This is a genomic window from Phyllobacterium pellucidum, assembly GCF_013327855.1.
GTDB lineage: Bacteria > Pseudomonadota > Alphaproteobacteria > Rhizobiales > Rhizobiaceae > Phyllobacterium > Phyllobacterium pellucidum.
The window spans coordinates 979,716-999,462 of record NZ_JABUMX010000002.1 but is presented as its reverse complement, the minus strand read 5'-3'; the positions used below and the strand labels follow the sequence as shown (position 1 = coordinate 999,462).

Genomic DNA, 19,747 nt, shown 5'->3' with positions numbered 1-19,747 from the left:
GGCGGATGACGGCAGTGCTGGGACAATAGCCGAGAATGACGGCAGTGGCGGTAGGTGAGGGCCGATGACGGCAGTGCAGGTCGAAGAAAAGATCACGGCGGGATATCAAAAGAATCCCACCCTCCCGCGCCCGTTGATGGACGCTGACAAATCTCTGCCCTACTTCGCCAGGAACTTCTCGATCCGCTCAATAGCGCGTAGGATGTTCTCTTCGGAGTTGGCATAGGAAAGGCGCACATATCCTTCGCCGAGAATGCCGAAATCCGGCCCGCCGATCAACGCAACGCCTGCCTCCTCGAGCAGGGCTGACGCCAGCTGCTTGGCCGGCCAGCCCGTTTCCTTGACATTTGGAAAGGCATAGAAGGCGCCCTTCGGCGTCGCGCAACTGATGCCCGGCAGGCTGTTCAGCCCGTCGACGACAATGCGCCGGCGATTGTCGAAGGCCCGGCACATCTTTTCGACATCGTCCTGCGGTCCGTCGATGGCGGCGATGCCGGCATATTGGCTCGGCGCGTTCACACAGGACCAGCAATTGACCGCGAGCTTGCGCACCTTGTCGTAAAGCTGGTCCGGCCAGATCGACCAGCCCATGCGCCAGCCGGTCATCGCCCATGTCTTGGACCAGCCGTTGAGCACGATCAGGCGGTCGCGGATGGATGGGAAGGTCAAGAGCGAGAGATGCTCCTCGCCATCATAGGTCATGACGTCATAGATTTCGTCCGACATGATCGCAACATGAGGGTGGGCTTCAAGGCCTTTCACCAGCTTTTCGATTTCCGCGCGGGGCGTCACGCCGCCAGTCGGATTGGCGGGCGAGTTGAGGATAAGGAGACGCGTCTTCGGCGTGATCAGCGCCAGCGTTTCATCGGCCGAAAAGGCAAAGCCGTTCTCTTCCCGTATCGGGACGGGAACAGGCTTGGCGCCGGTGAACTCGATCATGGAGCGATAGATCGGAAAACCCGGATCGGGATAGAGGATCTCGGCGGCAGGTTCGCCAAAGATCATGATCGCCGCAAACATCGTCACCTTGCCGCCAGGTACGATGATGATGTTGTCCGGAGAGACTTCCATGCCGGTCGTTGCCAGCGTGCGCCGTGCCACGGCCTCGCGCGCTGCGACAAGGCCCGTGGCGGGCGTATAGCCATGGTGACCATCGCGCAGCGCCTTAATGGCGGCGTCCACGATGTGGGCGGGCGTTTTGAAGTCCGGCTGGCCAATGCCTAGATTGATGATGTCCTTGCCCTGGGCGCCCAGAGCAGTCGCGCGTGCCAGCACGGCAAATGCATTCTCTTCACCGATGCGGTCAAACCCCGGAATAGTGCGCAGCATATTCTTGTCCCACATACAATTTTCAACTTCTGCTTTGTGCTTTGAGTACAGTAACAAGTCAAACATTCTGGATGACGCTGAGCGAGCAAATTTCACCATGACCGACCTGACGACCTGGACACCCCGGCCCCTGCCTGCGCGCGAACCCCTCGAAGGGCGTTTCGCCCGCCTCGAACCGCTGGATCCGGCAAAACACGGCGACGGCCTCTTCGAGGCATCGAGCGTCACTGACGCCAACGACCGTTTCCGCTATCTGTTTGAGGCTCCGCCCCAGAACCGCGCGGCTTTCAATGAATGGCTGGAGAAGGTTGCCGCGAGCAAGGACCCCCTTTTCTTTGCCGTCATCGACAAGGCGAGCGGCAAGGTTGCCGGGCGCCAGACGCTGATGCGCATCGATCCGGCCTTCGGCGTGATCGAAATCGGCAATATCTATTGGGGCCCGCTGATCTCGCGCAAGCCCGCGGCCACCGAAGCGCAATATCTTTTCATGGCCTACATTTTCGACGAACTCGGCTACCGGCGCTATGAGTGGAAGTGCAACAATGCCAATGAGCCCTCCAAACGATCGGCAGAACGCTTTGGCTTCAAGTTCGAAGGCATTTTCCGCCAGCATATGGTGCAAAAGGGCAAGAACCGCGATACGGCGTGGTTCTCGATCATCGACAGCGAATGGCCGGCGCTGAAGGCCGCCTACCAGAAATGGCTTTCACCGGAGAATTTCGATGCCGCGGGCAAGCAGATCAAGCGGCTCGAAGAGTTTCGCGCTGCGTGAAAGCGCCCCTTGCATAAATACGTGCTGCCGCTACAAACCTGCCAACAGCAATCGAGGCGTTTGAAGCGTGATGGATCCGAAAACCCGTAGTGCCGCCATCGCGGCTGCCTGCATCATGTTTGGTTTTGGCATCGTCGCCTATTTCATGCCGACACTGATGCTGGCGCTTGGCGAGCGATCGGCACCGGCCGCCGGAATCCTTGCCGTCGTCTTCGTTGCCGGTTTCTTCGTGGTGTTCTGGCTGCGTGCCAGGCGACAGCACAAGGACGACTGATCTCGAGCAAGCTCTAGAACCGCAGCGATGCGGTCAGGAGCAGGATGCCAAAGAGCACGATGAAGAGTGCCCCGGCAACTTCGATAATGTTCTGGACCCGCCCGGAAAGCGCGGAGGCGCCCGAAACCCTCAGCGCTACATTCTTTGCCGTCACTGCCAGTGTGGCGAGGACCGCGACGGTGATGAACGTTCCGAGCGCCATTGCGAACACCGAAAGCACACCGCCGAGAACAAGCCCGTTGAGCAGCGAGAAGGTAAGGACGATTAGCGCGCCTGAACAGGGACGCAAACCGACGGCTACGATCGCCGCCCAGGCTGTCTTCCAGTTGAACTCCCCCGCAAGCATGGCAGGGTCCGGCGCGTGCGAATGCCCACAGGTCTCGCACACGTCGCCTTCGGCATGGTGATGGTGACCATGAGCATGATGATGTTCATGATCGTGTCCGGCATGGGCATGGTGCACGTGATCATGCTGGTGATGGGCGTGATGACCATGGTCGTGATGGTGGTGATGATGATCGGGGGCGAGTACGGCAGTGCCGTCGCCGTGTGCCACGAGTTGAGCTACGCGCGGGCGAAACAGCTGCGGAACCTTGCGCCAGAGCAATGAAAGGCCGAAGGCGATAATCAGCACGAAGCTCGCGATCTCCATGTAGCGCGCCGCGTCGTTCATCGAAACCGTGGTGCCGCGTAGCGCCAGAAATGTCAGGCCGATGATGAAGAGCGCGGTGAACGCCTGCAGCATGGATGAGGCAAATGACAGAAGCACGCCACGCCGCAAGGTCGTCTCATTGGCCAGCATGTAGGAGGAGATGACAGCCTTGCCATGTCCCGGGCCGACCGCGTGGAGGATACCGTAGAGGAATGACAGGCCGACGAGTATCGACACTTGCCAGGGATCCTCGCGCATGCCTTTCAGGGCGTGGGTCATGGCGAGATAGAAATTGCGCTGCTGGATGTTTATCCAGAGGATGAGCTCGGCGAACGGCCCTGTCGGCTGCATGGCAACCTCGTTGGAGCCGATCCCGAGCGAGGAGGTCTGGGCGAGGGCGTGCCCGCCGACAAGAACGAGGACTGCCAGGGTACCCACCAGGGTGCGTTTGCGCATGGTCTATCCTTCACTCAGCCCTTGGGGCATTCGATTTCCAGCCGGGTCGCAAAGATCTTCGACATGTTGGTCCCTGTTGGATCGTTGAAAAAGGCATCGGTCAGCGTCGCCTGGTTGGCGGCGATCGCTTCGTCAGGATCCGGACGGACCACCTTATGCGTGCAGCCGGAGGGCACGCCCGTGACATGGATGTCCGTGTCGTTCACATAGTCGATTGCCGTATAGAATGTCGGGTCATAGACGCCGAAACTGGTCTTCTTGCCGAGCTTCAGCGGCTGCTTTGGCGCACTCTCGAAGATGATCAGCAACTGGTTGTTCTGAAAGTCCGCGATGAGGTGCTGTGGCGCTCCCATGGCGATCTGCTTGCCATCGAGCGTGACGGACTGGAAATAGTCGTATTCCGATATCGACGCGTTGATCGTCGAGGCGAGTTCCGTCAGTTCCTTTTCGTCGAGTTTCATGTCCGCGTTCTTATCGAACTCGACCAGCACCGTACTTGAAAATATGTCGTCGAAGCGCCAGACGTGGCCGAGCTTTTCAACGGTCCCGTCGGGCTTGATCGACACATCCAGGCGCGCTTCGGCAAAGACATGCGGGTGCACATAGGCAGGGGTGGCAAAGGTCAGTCCCGCCGCCATTGCGCCGATAAAAACCGCGAATCTCTGCTGCATGAAAAGCCTTTCGTGAGTTGCGCTAAGGGATATGCCGAAATTGGCGAAATTGGGACGATATAATATAACATTTAACATAATTAGGAGCGGCGATTGTCCTTGAACCACTTGGCAAGATAATCGACGAGAACGCGCACCTTTGCAGGCAGGTAGCGGCGGTGCGGATAGACCGCATGAATGCCGGCATCGCGTGGAATGAATTGCTCAAGAACGCCGACCAGCCTGCCGCTATTAATATCGGCCTGGGCCACAAAATCCGGCAGCAGGGCAAAGCCGAGGCCGGCAAGGGCGGCCCGGCGCGTTGAATGCGGACTGTTGATTTCGATCGGCCCCGATACCTGGACGGATAACGGCGCCCCGTCTTCATTCAGGAATTGCCAGGTATTGCGCGAGCGATTGTTCGTATCGACAAGGCAGGGCAGGGAGGCGAGAAGCTCGGGGCGCTCAGGGCGTCCCAGCCGCTCGATCAGGTCCGGCGAACCACAGGCAATGACATGGAAGGGTGCAAGGCGCTTGGCTATAAGCGAGGAGTCCTGCATGCGGGTGATGCGAATGGCAAGGTCGAACCCTTCTTCCACAAGGTCCACGAAGCGGTCGTCCAGCCGAACGTCGAGAACGATATCCGGCTGCTCGGCGCAAAAGTCGATGAGGCACTGGCCGATCTCGGCATCGGCAAAGGTGCGCGGCGCGGATATCTTGATGCGGCCCTTGATATCGCTGCTCGATTCGCGCACTGCCTCCTGCAGGCTTTCGACTTCGCGCAGAATTTCGCTGGCGCGCTGGTAGTAAGTATGCCCGGCTTCGGTCAGCGAGAACTGCCGGGTGGTGCGATTGAGGAGCAGCGCTCCGAGTTCATCTTCGAGTTCCCGCACATATTTCGAAAGCAGGGCCTTGGAACGTCCGATCTTGCGCGCCGCCGCCGAAAAGCCTTCGGCCTCGACCACGTCGATGAAAGCCCGCATGCGGGTGAGCGTATCCATCTCAGATCGCCCTTGCCGATTTGTCGAGAATAGCCCGGCCGAGCCGGATAAGCGCGCGGTCGCTGTTCTTCGGTCCAAGCAGCGATATGCCGAAAGGTGCGCCGTGCACCTTGCCTAGCGGCAAGGTGATCTGCGGGAAGCCGGAGAGGGGCGACAGGCAAAGGAGATGCAGCATTCGCTCGCGATAGGTCTGTAGATCGTCGAAGGCTGCGGCGGCCAGCGGCGCCGCGCCGGGCACAGTCGGCAGGATAAGGACGCCATCGTCGCGCAACAGGTCGCCGAGTTCGGAACGGAAGAGATCGCGGCGGCGCGTCTGCGTATCGTAAGTGGTCCGGTCGATCTTTGAGCTATATTCGAAACGCTCGCGCACGCCCGGTCCAAGGCCGCGATCCTTGGCGGCGATCCATGCGCCATGCGCCTGCCAGACCTCGAAACCCTGTATCTGGCGAAAACACAGATATAGATCGTCCATTGATGCGGTCGGCTGGCGTGCGGAACGGGCTTGGCCCAGATGGGCGCAAACGGTGGCGTACATTTTTCTGTAGGCGGCATCCTCTGCCTCGCCGATCAGAAAATGTTCGAGCAGCGGGATGAAAAGCGGGCGCGTCAGCTTGAAGTCCTGCGCGTCGGCGCCAAGAAGGACAGCTCCGACTTTTTCGTAAAGCGCAATATCCTTGGCGAACCAGCCGAAGACGTCGAGCGAAGGCGCGAGCGGCAATGCACCTTCGAGGGTGATACGCCCATGCGTCGTCCGCAAGCCCGGGAGCCCGCAAAAACTTGCCGGTGCGCGGATCGAACCGCCCGTATCGGAGCCCGCTGCGATGGTGACGAGACCGCCGGCAACGGCGGAGACTGAACCTGACGACGATCCTCCGGTCACGCGGTCGGGCGCTGCCGGATTGACCGGATGCGGGAAATGGGCGTTCTGGCCAAGCAGCGAGAAGGCGAATTCGTCCGTCTGGGATTTTCCCGCGAGTTTCGCCCCGTTGTCGAGCAGCATCTGGATAGCTGGCGCCGTGTGCATGGCAGGGGGTGATTCGGCCGCTTTTTGCGGGTTGCCACCGCCCGTTACCATCCCGGCCACATCAAAAATGTCCTTTACGGCGAGCGTCTCGCCGGTCAGAGGCCCGCGACCCGAAGCAAGCGCGGGTAACGGAACGTCGAGCAGGGCATTCAGGGGCGGAATTGTGTGCATCGTTCAATGATTCTAGGCCATTTTCGACACCTTGTTCAACGAATAAAAAAATTGGCGTTGCCGCAGAATTTTCATTGATTGGACACATCTTTCACCTTATATGGCGCTTGCCCAAAGTCGCACGTGCCTGTGGGTGTCCGCCGATCTTCATAATGGTGAGGAAACGGTATGGTACCTGGAACTAACCCCTCCAGTCAGTTTAGCGGCCTACTGCTGAACTGAGGACATCTTGAAGCAACGACGGTGCGGGCCTTTCTGGTGTCTTCCGGCTGTCCATAAGCCGGGATTACTGAAGAGGCACACCTTCATTGCCTGTAGTGCGGATGGGTACATCCAAGCCAAGGCAGACAAAGCGGATTTACGCTGGTTTCAGCGTCGGTCCATCGCCGCATGAAAAAAGTCTCGTGGTTTCAGCATCTCCAAAGGCTGGCCTCACGCAGGACCGACTCATGCACTTTGTCCATGCGGTACATCGGGCGCGTCCCATGAAACCGCGACTTGCTCAAGGCGGCCGCAAGTGCCGCTACGGATTGGAGACCCAAGATGGCTACGCAGCGCATCCTCGACTTCATCAACACCCGACGCCCGAACGGCCCCTGCCTCGTCGTCGATCTTGAAGTCATTCGGGAAAATTTCCACAATTTCGAAATGGCTCTGCCGGAGTCGAAGATTTTCTATGCGGTGAAGGCAAATCCCGCGCCTGAGATCCTGCGCCTGCTCGCCTCGCTTGGCTCGAGCTTCGATACGGCTTCCGTGGCCGAAGTCGAAATGGCTCTGGACGCCGGCGCAACAGCGGACCGCATTTCGTTCGGCAACACGATCAAGAAGGAGCGTGACATCGCGCGCGCCTTCGAACTCGGCATCCGTCTCTTTGCCGTCGATTGCGTCGAGGAAGTTGAAAAGGTTGCCCGCGCTGCTCCGGGTTCGCGCGTGTTCTGCCGCGTTCTGACCGATGGCGCCGGCGCTGAATGGCCGCTGTCGCGCAAGTTCGGCTGCGTTCCGGCGATGGCTATCGACGTCCTGCGCGCTGCGCAGAAGCTCGGCCTCGACTCCTATGGCGTTTCTTTCCATGTCGGCTCGCAGCAGACGGATCTCTCCGCTTGGGATCGCGCGCTTGGCGATGCAAAGCAGGTTTTCGATGCGCTTGCCAAGGAAGGCATCACGCTGAAGATGGTCAACATGGGCGGCGGTTTCCCGACCCGTTACCTCAAGGACGTGCCGACCGCACAGGCCTACGGCCAGGCGATCTTCCAGGCGCTGAGCCGTCACTTTGGCAATCGCCTGCCAGAGACGATCATCGAGCCCGGCCGCGGCATGGTCGGCAATGCCGGCGTCATCAAGGCCGAGGTCGTTCTCGTCTCGAAGAAGGCGGACAACGACAATGTACGCTGGGTCTATCTCGACATCGGCAAGTTCGGCGGTCTCGCCGAGACGATGGACGAAGCGATCCGTTATCAGATCACTACGCCGCGTGATGGCGATCACAATGCGCCTTGCGTTCTCGCCGGCCCGACCTGCGATAGCGCCGACGTGATGTACGAGAAGAACCCCTATCCGCTGCCGATCTCGCTGACAATTGGCGACGAGGTGCTGATCGAGGGTACGGGCGCTTACACAACGACCTACTCGGCGGTTGCCTTCAACGGCTTCGAACCCCTCCGATCATACGTCATCTGATCGGGCATCGCCCGATCGTGGAATTTGGCCGGCAATTTGCCGGCCTTGATCACGCCCATGATTGAAGATTGGTCAAGAAGATGAACGCATTAGATTTCAACCAGAACCTGCACGTCCAAGGCGCACAGGCCTATACGATACGCAACGAGACGGCGCAGGACGAAGCGGCGCGCGAAGCGCTGCTCGACCGCGCCATGGGCGAGGGACGTCGCCGCAAGTCTTCGGAAAAGCTGCGGCGTGGGCGCCTGCCCTCCGAAGGCCTCGCCTTTGTCGCACGCGGCGATGGTGGCATGCTGCTCGGTTCGGTGCGGCTGTGGGATATTCAGGCGGGCCATGACGCGGCTGGCAAGCCGGTGCGCGCGCTCCTGCTCGGACCGCTCGCCGTCGAACCCGCACTCAAGGGTCACGGCATCGGCGTTGGCCTGATGCGCCATGGCATCAGCGAGGCTGCTCGCCTTGGTCACGGCGCGATCATCCTCGTCGGCGATCCGGAATATTATGAGCGCTTCGGCTTTGAAGGCGAGAAGACGGCGCTGCTTGCCATGCCCGGCCCAGTCGAGCGCCGCCGGTTCCTGGCGCTGGAACTCAAGCCCGGCCACCTTGCGGGTGCACATGGCCTTTTGTCGCCGCGCGGCCGCAAGCCGTCACGTGCAACACAGGCTGCGCCGGTTTCCCTGCGTTTTTCGATGTAGCCACGAGAGCCCCCTCCATCAGAGGGGGCCAGGCATCGTCAGGCAAATTGCCTAACGAAACGCTCGATGGCGGTGACTTCGCTCTGCTGAATCTCGTGGCCGCCCGGATGCCAGACGAGCTCGATATCAACGCCCTGCGCCGTCAGGTAATCTGCAAACGCCTGCGTCAGCGCGGGAGGGCAGATCGGGTCGCGCTGTCCGGCCGTGATGAGCACATGCTTGCCCTTGAGCGCCGGCTGCGGCGCCGGTTGCCATGGGATGAGCGGATGCAGCAGCACCGCTGCATCGAAGAGATCGGGCTGCGCCAACAGGGCTGAGGCAAGAATATTGGCGCCATTGGAATAGCCAAGGCCAATGAGCTTCGAAGGCTGGGCTTCAGATTTGTGAGCACGGATGAAATCGGCCATAGCCGTAGTGCGCCAGGCGAGATCGTCCATATCGTAGACGCCTTCGCCCGTGCGGCGGAAAAACCGGGCGGCGCCATGTTCGGAGACGTCGCCGCGCGGCGAGACGATGCCGGCTTCAGGAAGCAGCCTGCGGCCGAAATCGAAGAACTGGTTCTCGTCGCCGCCGGTGCCGTGGAAAACGAAAAACAGCGGCTTGCCCGGTTCCCCTGCCTTGTGAATGCGATGTTGATAGCTGCTGACTGACATGATCCGTCACTCCGGCGCGGTATTTACCGGCCCTCTTGTTGCGTTACATGCCCGCTATATGTCGCCGAACCGGGCGTGCTTAAACCCGGCTTCCGCTTGATGGATTGTCGCCGTCCCGTAGACAATGGCGGCGCGACGACGCCAAAAATTAATCGACGTCCGACCAGGGGCCGTGGAAGTCACCGTCCTGATCGAGCCGCTTGAAGCCATGCGCGCCGAAGAAATCGCGTTGCGCCTGAATGACATTGGCCGTGCCGCGTTGCTGCCGGTAGCCGTCGAAATAGTTGAGCGCGGCGGACAAAGCAGGTGTCGGCAGACCGGCGAGCGCCGCTTCCGCGACCACCTTGCGCAGGGATGCCGACCCGGTCTTCATGCGCTCGACGAAGGCTGGCGCCAGGAGCAGGTTCTTGCCCTCGCTGCCTTCGAAGGCGGCAGCGATCTCGTCAAGAAATTGCGAGCGGATGATGCATCCCGCGCGCCAGATACGGGCAGTTGTCGCCAGCGGGACGTTCCAGCCATTCTCTTTTGAAGCGCCTGCCATGACTTCGAAGCCCTGCGCATAGGCCGCAATCTTTCCGGCAAGCAGTCCGTCTTCAAGCGCGTCGATAAACGCGGCATCATGGACGAGCTTTCTACCGGCAAGCAGATCGCCATAGGCGTCCGCGGCCAGCTTGCGCTCACCGACCAGCGAAGAGATCGAACGCGCCGCGACCGCCGCTTCGATCGCCGTTGCCGGGATGCCCAGCATCTGCGCCTCGATGGCGGCCCAGCGGCCCGTGCCCTTCTGGCCGGCGCTATCGAGGATGACATCGACTGCGGGCTTGCCGGTATCTTTGTCGGTGGCCGCAAGAACCTTGGCAGTGATCTCGATGAGGTACGAGTTGAGCGGGCCTTCGTTCCATTTCTCGAAAATCCTGCCGATGGCATCCGGCGCAAGGCCAAGGCCGTCGCGCAATATGCCGTAGACCTCGGCGATCATCTGCATATCGGCATATTCGATACCGTTATGGATGGTCTTGACGAAATGACCGGCGCCATCGGGCCCGAGCAGCGCCGAGCAGGACTCGCCCTTGTATTTCGCCGATATGGCCGTGAGCACCGGCTCGATACGAGCATAGGATTCAGGCGTGCCGCCCACCATGATCGAGGGACCATGGCGCGCGCCTTCCTCGCCGCCAGAAACACCCATACCGACGAAGGTCGGATCATTGGGGCCGAGCGCGGCCAGGCGGCGCACCGTGTCATGGAAATTGGCATTGCCGGCGTCGATTATGATGTCGTCCTTGGCGAGGAACGGCTTAAGGGCAGCGATCTGCTCGTCGACGGCCTCGCCAGCCTTGACCATCAGGATGATAGGACGCGGCGCCCTGATGTTCTTCGCAAGGTCTTCGAGCGTTTCGCAAGGGACTATCTTGTCCTTCAGGTCGCCGGCGTCCTCGTAGAACTGGTGGGTCTTTGCAACCGTCCGGTTGAAGACCGCGACGCGATAACCGTTCTCGGCAATATTGAGCGCCAGGTTGGCGCCCATGACGCCAAGGCCGATCAATCCGATGTCAGCTTGCTGCATGATATTTGTCCTTGATCAATCCGATAATGTTTTTCAGCGCAGCCACGCGCCTGGCGGGCCTGCCTGGCCGGGAACCGCATTTGTATATCAATCGGGCGAGGGGGCAATGCCCCGCCTGTCATTTGTCGCGCAGTTGCTCCATGTCACGTATGCGGTTGGCGCTGCTTTTTTCGAGCTTGCGCGTCACTTCGGCGATCAGGGTCTCGGCGACGAGAAATAGCGTCGCGGACGAATCCCATGGCGATGGGACCGCGGTGCGGCCGGCGATCACGTGCCGTGCAAAGCGCGCAATCGGCGAGAGCCACTGGTCGGTGATCAGCACGATTTCCACGCCCCGAGCCTGTGCCTTCTCCGCAAAGCGGATGAGGCTGTCCTGATAGCGCCGAATGTCGAAAATGACGAGGACGTCCTTCTTGCCCATGTCGATCAGCTGATCGCGCCAATGGCTTTCCTGGCCGGTAAGATGCGTTACGCCCGGACGTGTTATTTTGAGATGTGCGGCCATGTAGCGGGCAATGGGATCGGTAAAGCGCCCGCCAAGCAGGTAGATGCGGGCGCGTGCACGGCTGATCGCGTCGACGACATCGCCGAGCTGCTGCACGGAAAGATGCTGGAACGTTTCGCGGATATTGTCGATCGCGGCTTCCATCAACGGAAATTCGGCGCTGTTATTGCTCGCCTGGATGGTTGCCGCGCGGTTCCAGGGCGACTGCAACTGCGCAGCAAGCTCCTCCTGGAGCGCGCCCTGGAATTCCGGGTAGCTCTGGAAGCCAAGGCGCGAGACAAATCGAAGTATTGTGGGTGAACTCACGCCCGCCTGAGTCGAAAATTCAGCGACCGTTCGCAGTCCGATCAACGGATAGTTGGCGACAAGGGTCTGTGCTGCCTTGCGCTCCGAGGTCGACATGTTGTCGATTCTTTCGGCGATCAGCTCGGAAATGCTGGTCTGCATCGGTGCTTCCCCATCTTCGCCGCCAATATCCGCTGGAACGTAAATTCGGATTTGACAAATTTTATCGTTGTGTATCAAATCATACGCGAGTGGAAACAAAAATACAAAATGTAACGTAAATTACAGCTTGCCAGAGAGCCGCAATGGGAATGTCGCAGGCAACGGTAAAAAGCGAGGATGTGGTCCGCGTGTCTAACGCGGATGGCGCCGGCCCGTTCATCATTTTATGCGATCACGCGTCCAATCACATTCCCGAAGGCTATGGCACGCTTGGACTCAAGCCGATCGACCTGAAGCGGCATATTGCCTGGGATCCCGGCGCCATCGGCGTAAGCATGGTCATGAGCAGCCTTCTCGATGCGCCGCTGGTCGAATCCTGCGTGTCTAGGCTGATCATCGATTGCAATCGCCCGCTGGATGCGCCCGATCTTATTCCTTCGCTGAGCGAATCAACGGCAATTCCGGCCAATGCCGAATTGAGCGAGGAAGAGAAACAAAGGCGAATTGGCATTTCGCATCGACCCTATCACTCAGCGATCGAGGATCTGGCGCGTGCACGTGCCGCCAAGGGTCTGCCCGACCCGATCTACGTCGCCGTGCATTCCTTTACGCCGGTCTACCGGGGCATTCCGCGGCCCTGGGACATCGGCATCATCCACGATGCCGACGACAGGATCGCCGCACCGCTCATTGCCGGCCTTGAGGCGCTGACGCAATTTTGCGTCGGGGTCAACGAGCCCTATTCGCCGGCGGATCGCGTCTATTACACTTTGGAGCGGCACGCGTCCGCTCTCGGGTTTCCGGCAGTGATGATCGAGATCCGTAACGATCTCATCACCACCGCTCAAAAAGAAATGGCCTGGGGCGAAACGCTCTCAAGGCTGCTCAGGGAGATTGTGGAGCGGCCGCTTGCGCAAGCGGCGAGCTCACCAAAAACGGGGACGGCATAGACAAGCTTACGGAGTAGCGCTCGCGAGTACCTGACGTTGCAACTTACCAGAATAATAGGGGAACGTGATGACACAGCAGGACTATACTGACACAGATAAATCGGAGGACATAAAGGTCCTTCACAGCATGGGCTACGCCCAGGAACTGGAGCGGCGGCTCAGCCGCTTTTCCAACTTTGCCGTCTCCTTTTCGATCATCTGCATTCTTTCCGGCGGTATCAACTCGCTGGCCCAGGCCACTTCGGGCGCGGGCGGCATCGGCATCGGTATCGGCTGGCTGGTCGGCTGCTTCGTCTCGCTGACCTTTGCCGTCGCCATGTCGCAGATCAGCTCCGCCTATCCGACAGCGGGCGGTCTCTACCATTGGGGTTCGATCCTCGGCAATCGCGGTACCGGCTGGGTGACGGCCTGGCTCAATCTGCTTGGTCTCATCACCGTTCTTGGCGCCATCAATGTCGGCACCTGGACGTTCTTCGTCGGCGCCTTCGGCCCGGCGCTCGGCATTGAGAACACGCTGACGACGCAGATGATCTTTCTCGTGATCATCACCGGGGCCCAAGCGCTCATCAACCACCTAGGCATTAAGCTCACGGCGAAACTCACCGACTTCTCCGGCTACCTGATTTTCTTCGGGTCGATCCTTATTGCGGTCGTGTGCCTTCTCTCCGCCGAGACCTGGGACTTCAGCCGTCTCTTCTCGTTCCACAATTATTCCGGCGAAGCGGGTGGCAACGTCTGGCCGTCGGTATCGAACGCATGGGTGTTCGCCCTCGGCCTCTTGCTGCCGATCTATACGATCACCGGCTACGATGCCTCCGCGCATACATCCGAAGAAACACTGAAGGCCGCAAGTTCCGTGCCGCGCGCCATGGTCATGTCGGTCGTCTGGTCGGCGATCTTCGGCTACCTGTTCCTTGCGGCTTTCGTGTTGATGATTCCGAACATGGACGAGGCCGCCGCACAGGGCTGGAACGTTTTCTTCTGGGCTTTCGACCAGCGCGTCGGCACCGGCCTCAAGGAATTCGTCTATATCGTCGTCTTCCTGGCGCAGCTGCTTTGCGGTCTCGCCACGGTGACGTCGGCGTCGCGCATGATCTTCGCATTCTCGCGTGACGGGGGCCTGCCGGGCTCCGCTGCACTCGCCAAGGTCAGCCCGACGTATCGCACGCCGGTCGCCGCGATCTGGACGGCCGCAGTGCTTTCGGTTCTGTTCGTCTGGGGCTCGTCGATCGTCTCCGTTGCCGGTACCTCGGCCTATACGATCGTCGTTTCGTGCACGGTCATCTTCCTGTTCCTGTCCTTCACCGTTCCGATCGTTCTCGGCCTCCTCGCCTGGGGTACGCCGAAGTGGGACAAGATGGGACCATGGAACATGGGACGCGGCATTTTCACGCTGTTCGCGATCCTGTCGGTTATTTCGATGATCCTGATCTTCATCATTGGCATTCAGCCGCCGAATGACTGGGCGCTCTACATCACGGTAGGCTTCTTCATCCTGACGGCAATCGTCTGGTTCGCCTTCGAAAAGCGTCGTTTCCAGGGTCCTCCACTCGGCGAAATCATTGCCGCACGTCAGGCTGCGATCAAGGCAGCCGAGCAGGCCGTCGGCGAACGAAGCTGACCCACGCAAGGGCGGCGACCAGGCTTGCTGGTCGCCGCCCTTATTTTGCCCGTGATGAATATATCTCGTACAAGGAAAGACTATGCCCGGACATTGGAGTTTCGACGAACTAAAGCGCCACGTGACCAATGGCGAGATCGATACGGTGCTGGCCTGTTTCGTCGACATGCAGGGCCGCCTCGTCGGCAAGCGGTTCCACGCTTCCTATTTCGTCGAGTCGGCGCATGACGAAACGCATGGCTGCAACTATCTCCTGGCCAACGACATCGATATGGAGCCGGTGCCAGGCTACAAGGCCGCGAGCTGGCAGCAGGGCTATGGCGATTTCGTCATCAAGCCTGATCTTTCGACTATCCGCCATATTCCCTGGCTCGAAAAATGCGCCCTCGTTCTCTGCGATATTCTTGACCATCACCATCACGTGGATCTGCCGCATTCGCCGCGCAGCATCCTGAAACGCCAACTCGCGCGATTGAAGGACCGCGGCTATCTCGCCTATTTTGCATCGGAACTCGAATTCTATCTGTTCGACGAGACCTATGAGACGGCGCGGGCCAAGAACTGGAAAGGCATGGCGACGGCTTCGCCCTATATCCAGGATTATATTATCCAGATGACGACCAAGGAAGATGTGGTCATGCGGGCGATCCGCAATGGCCTGTTCGACGCCGGCATTCCGGTCGAGAATTCCAAGGGAGAGTGGGGCCCGGGCCAGGAAGAGATCAATGTACGATATGCCGAGGCGCTGGAAATGGCCGACCGCCACGTCGTCATGAAAAATGGCTGCAAGGAGATCGCCACCCAGATGGGCAAGGCGATCACCTTCATGGCAAAGTACGATTATTCTCTCGCCGGCAGTTCGAGCCATGTCCACAATTCATTATGGAGCGCCGACGGCAAGACCCCGCTCTTCTACGACAAGAACGCCGAACACACGATGTCAGCGCTGATGCGTCAGTGGGTGGCCGGCCAATTGAAATATGCCGATGATTTCACCTATTTTCTCGCGCCTTACATCAACTCTTACAAGCGCTTTCAGGCCGGTACCTTCGCGCCCACGAAGAATGTATGGAGCCTCGACAACCGCACGGCGGGTTTCCGTCTTTGCGGCGAAGGCACCAAGGGCATCCGCATCGAATGCCGCATCGGCGGCGCTGACCTCAATCCATACCTCGCTTTCGCCGGACTGATTGCCTCGGGGCTGGCGGGAATCGACGAGAAACTGGAGCTTGCGGCGCCCTTCAAGGGGGACGCCTATGGCGGCGCTCGTCTCAAGGAAATTCCGAAGACGCTGCGTGACGCCACCGAAACGCTTGCCCGTTCCAAGATGCTCAAAACCGCGCTGGGCGACGATGTGGTGGAGCACTACGTCCACACCGCGCGCTGGGAACAGTTCGAATATGATCGGCGCGTGACCGACTGGGAGTTGCATCGCGGCTTCGAACGGTATTGAAGACGGAACACCAGAACCAGACTAGAGGTTGAACCCATGGCCGACACGGTCAAACTGATTACCCCCATTGACGGATCCGTCTATGCGGAACGCCCCATCGCTACCGACAAAGCCGTGGATGCAGCGGTGGAAGCAGCGAAACTTGCGCAGATGGATTGGGCGCAGACGAGCATCGAAGAGCGCGGACGGCTCTGTCTTGCGGCACTCGACGCGCTGCTCGCCATGAATGACGAGATCGTGCCGGAGATCGCCTGGCAGATGGGCCGACCGGTGCGCTATGGCGGTGAAAAGGGCGGCGTCGAGGAGCGTACCCGCTATATGGTCCGCATCGCCGAGCAGGCGCTTGCGCCCGTCGTTGAAAACGACAGGCCGGGCTTTCGGCGCTACATCAAACATGTGCCGCTCGGCGTCGTCATGGTCATTGCGCCGTGGAACTATCCGTACCTCACCGCAGTCAACACGATCATTCCCGCCCTGATGGCCGGCAATGCCGTGATCCTCAAGCACGCGGCGCAAACGCTGCTCGTCGGGGAGCGCTTCGCGCAGGCTTTCGAGAAGGCGGGGCTACCCAAGGGTGTCTTCCAGAACATCGTGCTCAGCCACGCCCAGACCGAAAAGCTGCTGGGTTCAGGCCGTATCGACCATGTGAATTTCACCGGGTCGGTGGCGGGTGGTCGTGCCATCGAGAAGGCGGCAGCTGGAACCTTCATGACACTTGGCCTTGAGCTTGGAGGCAAGGACCCGGCTTACGTGTTGCCTGATGTCAATCTTGACCATGCCGTTGCCAACCTCGTCGATGGCGCGTTCTTCAATTCGGGACAATGCTGCTGCGGCATTGAGCGCATATATGTGCATGAGAACGTCTATGACCGCTTCGTCGATGGTTTCATCGATCTGACCAAGCAGTATGTCGTCGGCAATCCGCTGGATGCGGAGACCACTATGGGACCGATGGCGCAGACGCGCTTTGCCGATCTTGTGCGCGAGCAAAAGGCGGAGGCGCTGCGCAAGGGCGCCAAGGCTCATGTCAACCTGCGTGTCGCCAAGGACATTGCAGGTTCGCCCTACCTCGCTCCCGAGGTATTGACGGGGGTCGATCATCAGATGAGCGTGATGCGAGAAGAGAGTTTCGGCCCGATCGTCGGCATCATGAAGGTGCGCAATGACGAGGAGGCGCTCGCGCTGATGAACGACAGCCAGTACGGCCTTACGGCATCGCTGTGGACGACCGACACCGACCACGCCGCCAAGATCGGCGATCGGATTGAAACCGGCACCGTGTTCATGAATCGCTGCGACTATATCGATCCGGCGCTGGTCTGGACCGGGGTCAAAGAGACGGGCAAGGGCGGTGCCATGTCCGCGATCGGCTATGGCAATCTCACCCGGCCGAAATCGTATCATTTGCGGGAAGCCATTTGATGATGATCTACCCCCTCTGGGCTGCCGCCCATCTCCCGACAGCGGAGATGGGCGGCAGGACAGAGGGGGTAATCTCACATACTGATCCCATCCATCCGAAAGAAAAATCACATGAGCAAACTCATTTCCAAGTGGAATTATCCGACGACGGTTCGTTTCGGCGCGGGGCGCATCAAGGAACTGCCGGAAGTGCTGGAAGCGACGGGGATCAAAAATCCGCTGTTCGTCACCGATCCAGGGCTCGCCAGACTGCCGGTCGTATCGAGCACGCTGAAAATCCTCGACGACGCCAAAGTGCCCTATGGGGTATTCTCGGATGTGAAACCCAATCCGGTGGAATCGAACCTGACGGCGGGTATCGCCGCCTTCAAAAAGGGCAAGCATGATGGCGTCATCGCTTTTGGTGGCGGTTCGGCGCTCGACCTCGGCAAGCTGATCGCCTTTCAGGCCGGGCAGACACGGTCGCTCTGGGATTTCGAGGACGTCGGCGACTGGTGGACGCGGGCAAATAGCGATGCGATCGCGCCGGTCATTGCCGTGCCGACAACGGCCGGAACCGGGTCCGAAGTCGGCCGCGCCGGCGTGATCACCCATGAGGAAAGCCACACCAAGAAGGTAATCTTCCACCCGAAGATGCTGCCGGCAATCGTGATCGCCGATCCCGAACTTTCGGTCGGCATGCCGGCATTCATCACCGCAGGCACGGGCATGGATGCGCTCGCCCACTGCCTCGAAGCCTATTGCGCGCCGGGCTATCACCCGATGGCCGACGGCATCGCGGTCGAAGGCATCCGGCTGGTATTCGAAAACCTCCCCAAGGCCTTTGCCGACGGCAAGGACTTGACCGCGCGTGCGCACATGATGAGCGCAGCGGCCATGGGTGCAACGGCGTTTCAGAAAGGGCTCGGTGCAATCCATTCGCTGTCGCATCCGATCGGCGCGATCTACGACACGCATCACGGCATGACCAATGCGGTGTTCATGCCCTATGTGCTCGCCTTCAACCGCGACGCCGTCGAGGAGCGAATTGGCCGCCTTGCCAACTATATCGGCATCAAGGGGGGCTTCGACGGCTTTGCCAAGGCGGTGTTGAAACTGCGCAAGGAACTGAAAGTCCCGCATACGCTGCCCGGCCTTATCAAAGATCTGGACATGAGCAAGAAGCAGAAGGAACACATCGCGGATATGGCGATTGTCGATCCGACGGCCGGTGGCAATCCAGTAAAACTCACCAAGAAAGCGGCGCTGAAACTGCTTGATGAGGCGATTGCGGGATAGCCGCAGGTACTGCGATTAAACAAGGGGGCGCGGGAACGGCGCTCCCGTCCAGTCGTGAGATTGCATGGCTCGTGAGTTCAAGACTTAGTGCCCGAGCACCAGGAGGTCCTTTGCCGCGAGGCTGACCTTGACGTTCTCGCCGGGTTCCGGCGGCGGAGCGCTCGGATTGTTGAACGTATCGAACGAGACGACATTTTCGCCAAGCGATGCGCGGATACGGATCACTGAGCCAAGGAAGTGCACGCTGTTGATCTTGCCGTCTAGCGTTGTCTCGCGTTTGTCCGTGGCTTCGCCGAGGCTGACTGCCTCGGGGCGCACCGCGAGCGAAATCCGGTCGCCGGACTGGTGACCGTTGAGGCGCGGACCGATGGCGACATCCTTGCCGTCAACCGTGATGATGCCCGTCTTGGCGTCGCGAACCACGGCGTCGATCGTATTCAGCGTTCCGACGAACGACGCGACAAAGCGTGATGCCGGCTGATTATAGATCTCGAAGGGAGCGCCGACTTGCTCGGCACGGCCCTCATACATGACGACAATGCGGTCGGATATTGACAGCGCTTCTTCCTGATCATGCGTCACGAAGATGGTGGTGATGCCGAGCTTGCGCTGGATGGCGCGGATTTCCTCGCGCAGCGAGACGCGGATCTTGGCATCGAGGGCCGAGAGCGGTTCATCGAGCAACAGCACCTGCGGCTTCGTCGCGAGCGCGCGCGCCAGCGCGACGCGCTGCTGCTGTCCGCCGGAAAGCTGATAGGGGAAGCGCTCGGCCAGGTGATCGAGTTTGATCAAGGACAGCATCTCTTGCACCGTCGCAGTGATTTCAGCCTGCGGCTTCTTTGCCACCTTCAGACCGAAGGCAACATTCTGCGCAACCGTCATATTGGGAAAGAGAGCATATGCCTGAAAGACCATGCCGATATTGCGCTGGTTCGGCTTCAAGTTGACGACATCCTTGCCGCCGATGCTTATGCTGCCCGAAGATGGCGTTTCGAAGCCCGCAACCATGCGCAGCACCGTCGTCTTGCCGCAGCCGCTCGGCCCGAGGAACGAAATGAATTCGCCCTTCTCGACGTTAAGATTGAAATCATGAACGACGGTTGTGGCTCCGAAGCTCTTTTTCAAATGGCTGATGGTAAGGAACGACATGGTG

The 19,747-nt window shown here is 59.8% G+C and carries 18 protein-coding genes; 9 read left to right on the top strand and 9 right to left on the bottom strand.

Annotation, left to right across the window (positions count from 1 at the left end; genetic code table 11):
• Positions 1–159: 159 nt before the first annotated feature.
• Entirely contained in the window at positions 160–1,329 is a 1,170-nt protein-coding gene (locus tag HQ945_RS12855; protein WP_113280934.1) for a pyridoxal phosphate-dependent aminotransferase, read from the bottom strand.
• A 97-nt stretch (positions 1,330–1,426) separates the two neighbouring features.
• Between HQ945_RS12855 and HQ945_RS12850 the strand changes: the two genes are divergently transcribed.
• Both HQ945_RS12850 and HQ945_RS12845 read left to right on the top strand, forming a co-directional pair.
• Positions 1,427–2,101, top strand: coding sequence for a GNAT family N-acetyltransferase (locus tag HQ945_RS12850; protein WP_091925465.1), 675 nt, complete (start codon positions 1,427–1,429; stop codon positions 2,099–2,101).
• Positions 2,102–2,171: 70 nt separating this feature from the next.
• A complete protein-coding gene (locus tag HQ945_RS12845) occupies positions 2,172–2,375 on the top strand; it encodes a hypothetical protein (RefSeq protein WP_036812866.1) in 204 nt (67 codons plus the stop codon).
• Between the two features lie 13 nt (positions 2,376–2,388).
• On the opposite strand, the gene HQ945_RS12840 is transcribed toward HQ945_RS12845, so the two are convergent.
• The 4 genes from HQ945_RS12840 to HQ945_RS12825 all read right to left on the bottom strand — a co-directional run bounded on the left by HQ945_RS12840 (position 2,389) and on the right by HQ945_RS12825 (position 6,329).
• On the bottom strand, positions 2,389–3,483 hold the full coding sequence (locus HQ945_RS12840) for a nickel/cobalt transporter (protein ID WP_027229518.1): 1,095 nt from the start codon (positions 3,481–3,483) through the stop codon (positions 2,389–2,391).
• A gap of 14 nt (positions 3,484–3,497) precedes the next feature.
• Positions 3,498–4,154: a DUF1007 family protein gene (locus tag HQ945_RS12835; protein ID WP_027229519.1), complete on the bottom strand. Its 657-nt coding sequence runs from the start codon at positions 4,152–4,154 to the stop codon at positions 3,498–3,500.
• An 80-nt stretch (positions 4,155–4,234) separates the two neighbouring features.
• Complete coding sequence (locus tag HQ945_RS12830) at positions 4,235–5,134, bottom strand: LysR family transcriptional regulator (RefSeq protein WP_174208136.1); 900 nt, start codon at positions 5,132–5,134, stop codon at positions 4,235–4,237.
• A gap of 1 nt (position 5,135) precedes the next feature.
• Positions 5,136–6,329, bottom strand: coding sequence for an amidase (locus HQ945_RS12825; protein WP_113280876.1), 1,194 nt, complete (start codon positions 6,327–6,329; stop codon positions 5,136–5,138).
• Positions 6,330–6,872: 543 nt separating this feature from the next.
• Between HQ945_RS12825 and odc2 the strand changes: the two genes are divergently transcribed.
• Together odc2 and HQ945_RS12815 are read left to right on the top strand one after the other, a co-directional pair.
• Positions 6,873–8,006 carry an ornithine/lysine decarboxylase gene (gene odc2 / locus HQ945_RS12820; RefSeq protein ID WP_113280875.1) on the top strand — a complete coding sequence of 378 codons (1,134 nt, stop codon included), beginning with the start codon at positions 6,873–6,875 and terminating at the stop codon, positions 8,004–8,006.
• 80 nt (positions 8,007–8,086) lie between these two features.
• Positions 8,087–8,698: a GNAT family N-acetyltransferase gene (locus HQ945_RS12815; protein WP_113280933.1), complete on the top strand. Its 612-nt coding sequence runs from the start codon at positions 8,087–8,089 to the stop codon at positions 8,696–8,698.
• Positions 8,699–8,736: 38 nt separating this feature from the next.
• Here the strand turns inward: HQ945_RS12815 and HQ945_RS12810 are convergent, their stop codons facing one another.
• The 3 genes from HQ945_RS12810 to HQ945_RS12800 all read right to left on the bottom strand — a co-directional run bounded on the left by HQ945_RS12810 (position 8,737) and on the right by HQ945_RS12800 (position 11,870).
• A complete protein-coding gene (locus tag HQ945_RS12810) occupies positions 8,737–9,351 on the bottom strand; it encodes an alpha/beta hydrolase (protein WP_113280874.1) in 615 nt (204 codons plus the stop codon).
• 148 nt (positions 9,352–9,499) lie between these two features.
• Entirely contained in the window at positions 9,500–10,918 is a 1,419-nt protein-coding gene (gndA, locus tag HQ945_RS12805) for an NADP-dependent phosphogluconate dehydrogenase (protein WP_113280873.1), read from the bottom strand.
• Positions 10,919–11,036: 118 nt separating this feature from the next.
• Positions 11,037–11,870, bottom strand: a complete 834-nt coding sequence (locus HQ945_RS12800; protein ID WP_027229526.1) for a MurR/RpiR family transcriptional regulator — start codon at positions 11,868–11,870, stop codon at positions 11,037–11,039.
• Positions 11,871–12,013: 143 nt separating this feature from the next.
• On the opposite strand from HQ945_RS12800, the gene HQ945_RS12795 reads away from it, so the two are divergent.
• The 5 genes from HQ945_RS12795 (at position 12,014) to HQ945_RS12775 (ending at position 18,594) form a co-directional block, all read left to right on the top strand.
• Positions 12,014–12,820 (top strand): N-formylglutamate amidohydrolase, encoded by an 807-nt coding sequence (locus HQ945_RS12795; RefSeq protein WP_027229527.1) that lies wholly within the window; start codon positions 12,014–12,016, stop codon positions 12,818–12,820.
• Positions 12,821–12,887: 67 nt separating this feature from the next.
• Positions 12,888–14,441, top strand: a complete 1,554-nt coding sequence (locus HQ945_RS12790) for an amino acid permease (RefSeq protein ID WP_027229528.1) — start codon at positions 12,888–12,890, stop codon at positions 14,439–14,441.
• 82 nt (positions 14,442–14,523) lie between these two features.
• The gene (locus tag HQ945_RS12785; RefSeq protein ID WP_113280872.1) at positions 14,524–15,894 is read left to right on the top strand and encodes a glutamine synthetase family protein; all 1,371 of its coding nucleotides are present in this window, start codon (positions 14,524–14,526) and stop codon (positions 15,892–15,894) included.
• Between the two features lie 36 nt (positions 15,895–15,930).
• A complete protein-coding gene (locus HQ945_RS12780; protein ID WP_113280871.1) occupies positions 15,931–17,316 on the top strand; it encodes an aldehyde dehydrogenase family protein in 1,386 nt (461 codons plus the stop codon).
• A gap of 111 nt (positions 17,317–17,427) precedes the next feature.
• Entirely contained in the window at positions 17,428–18,594 is a 1,167-nt protein-coding gene (locus HQ945_RS12775) for an iron-containing alcohol dehydrogenase (protein WP_113280870.1), read from the top strand.
• Positions 18,595–18,678: 84 nt separating this feature from the next.
• On the opposite strand, the gene HQ945_RS12770 is transcribed toward HQ945_RS12775, so the two are convergent.
• Positions 18,679–19,743 (bottom strand): ABC transporter ATP-binding protein, encoded by a 1,065-nt coding sequence (locus HQ945_RS12770; protein WP_113280869.1) that lies wholly within the window; start codon positions 19,741–19,743, stop codon positions 18,679–18,681.
• Between the last annotated feature and the right edge of the window lie 4 nt (positions 19,744–19,747).

Excerpts from the sequence above, each read along its gene's own strand:
- HQ945_RS12855 (WP_113280934.1), bottom strand. The coding sequence starts at position 1,329 with ATGCTGCGCACTATTCCGGGGTTTGACCGCATCGGTGAAGAGAATGCA.
- HQ945_RS12850 (WP_091925465.1), top strand. The coding sequence starts at position 1,427 with ATGACCGACCTGACGACCTGGACACCCCGGCCCCTGCCTGCGCGCGAA.
- HQ945_RS12845 (WP_036812866.1), top strand. The coding sequence starts at position 2,172 with ATGGATCCGAAAACCCGTAGTGCCGCCATCGCGGCTGCCTGCATCATG.
- HQ945_RS12840 (WP_027229518.1), bottom strand. The coding sequence starts at position 3,483 with ATGCGCAAACGCACCCTGGTGGGTACCCTGGCAGTCCTCGTTCTTGTC.
- HQ945_RS12835 (WP_027229519.1), bottom strand. The coding sequence starts at position 4,154 with ATGCAGCAGAGATTCGCGGTTTTTATCGGCGCAATGGCGGCGGGACTG.
- HQ945_RS12830 (WP_174208136.1), bottom strand. The coding sequence starts at position 5,134 with ATGGATACGCTCACCCGCATGCGGGCTTTCATCGACGTGGTCGAGGCC.
- HQ945_RS12825 (WP_113280876.1), bottom strand. The coding sequence starts at position 6,329 with ATGCACACAATTCCGCCCCTGAATGCCCTGCTCGACGTTCCGTTACCC.
- odc2 (WP_113280875.1), top strand. The coding sequence starts at position 6,873 with ATGGCTACGCAGCGCATCCTCGACTTCATCAACACCCGACGCCCGAAC.
- HQ945_RS12815 (WP_113280933.1), top strand. The coding sequence starts at position 8,087 with ATGAACGCATTAGATTTCAACCAGAACCTGCACGTCCAAGGCGCACAG.
- HQ945_RS12810 (WP_113280874.1), bottom strand. The coding sequence starts at position 9,351 with ATGTCAGTCAGCAGCTATCAACATCGCATTCACAAGGCAGGGGAACCG.
- gndA (WP_113280873.1), bottom strand. The coding sequence starts at position 10,918 with ATGCAGCAAGCTGACATCGGATTGATCGGCCTTGGCGTCATGGGCGCC.
- HQ945_RS12800 (WP_027229526.1), bottom strand. The coding sequence starts at position 11,870 with ATGCAGACCAGCATTTCCGAGCTGATCGCCGAAAGAATCGACAACATG.
- HQ945_RS12795 (WP_027229527.1), top strand. The coding sequence starts at position 12,014 with ATGGGAATGTCGCAGGCAACGGTAAAAAGCGAGGATGTGGTCCGCGTG.
- HQ945_RS12790 (WP_027229528.1), top strand. The coding sequence starts at position 12,888 with ATGACACAGCAGGACTATACTGACACAGATAAATCGGAGGACATAAAG.
- HQ945_RS12785 (WP_113280872.1), top strand. The coding sequence starts at position 14,524 with ATGCCCGGACATTGGAGTTTCGACGAACTAAAGCGCCACGTGACCAAT.
- HQ945_RS12780 (WP_113280871.1), top strand. The coding sequence starts at position 15,931 with ATGGCCGACACGGTCAAACTGATTACCCCCATTGACGGATCCGTCTAT.
- HQ945_RS12775 (WP_113280870.1), top strand. The coding sequence starts at position 17,428 with ATGAGCAAACTCATTTCCAAGTGGAATTATCCGACGACGGTTCGTTTC.
- HQ945_RS12770 (WP_113280869.1), bottom strand. The coding sequence starts at position 19,743 with ATGTCGTTCCTTACCATCAGCCATTTGAAAAAGAGCTTCGGAGCCACA.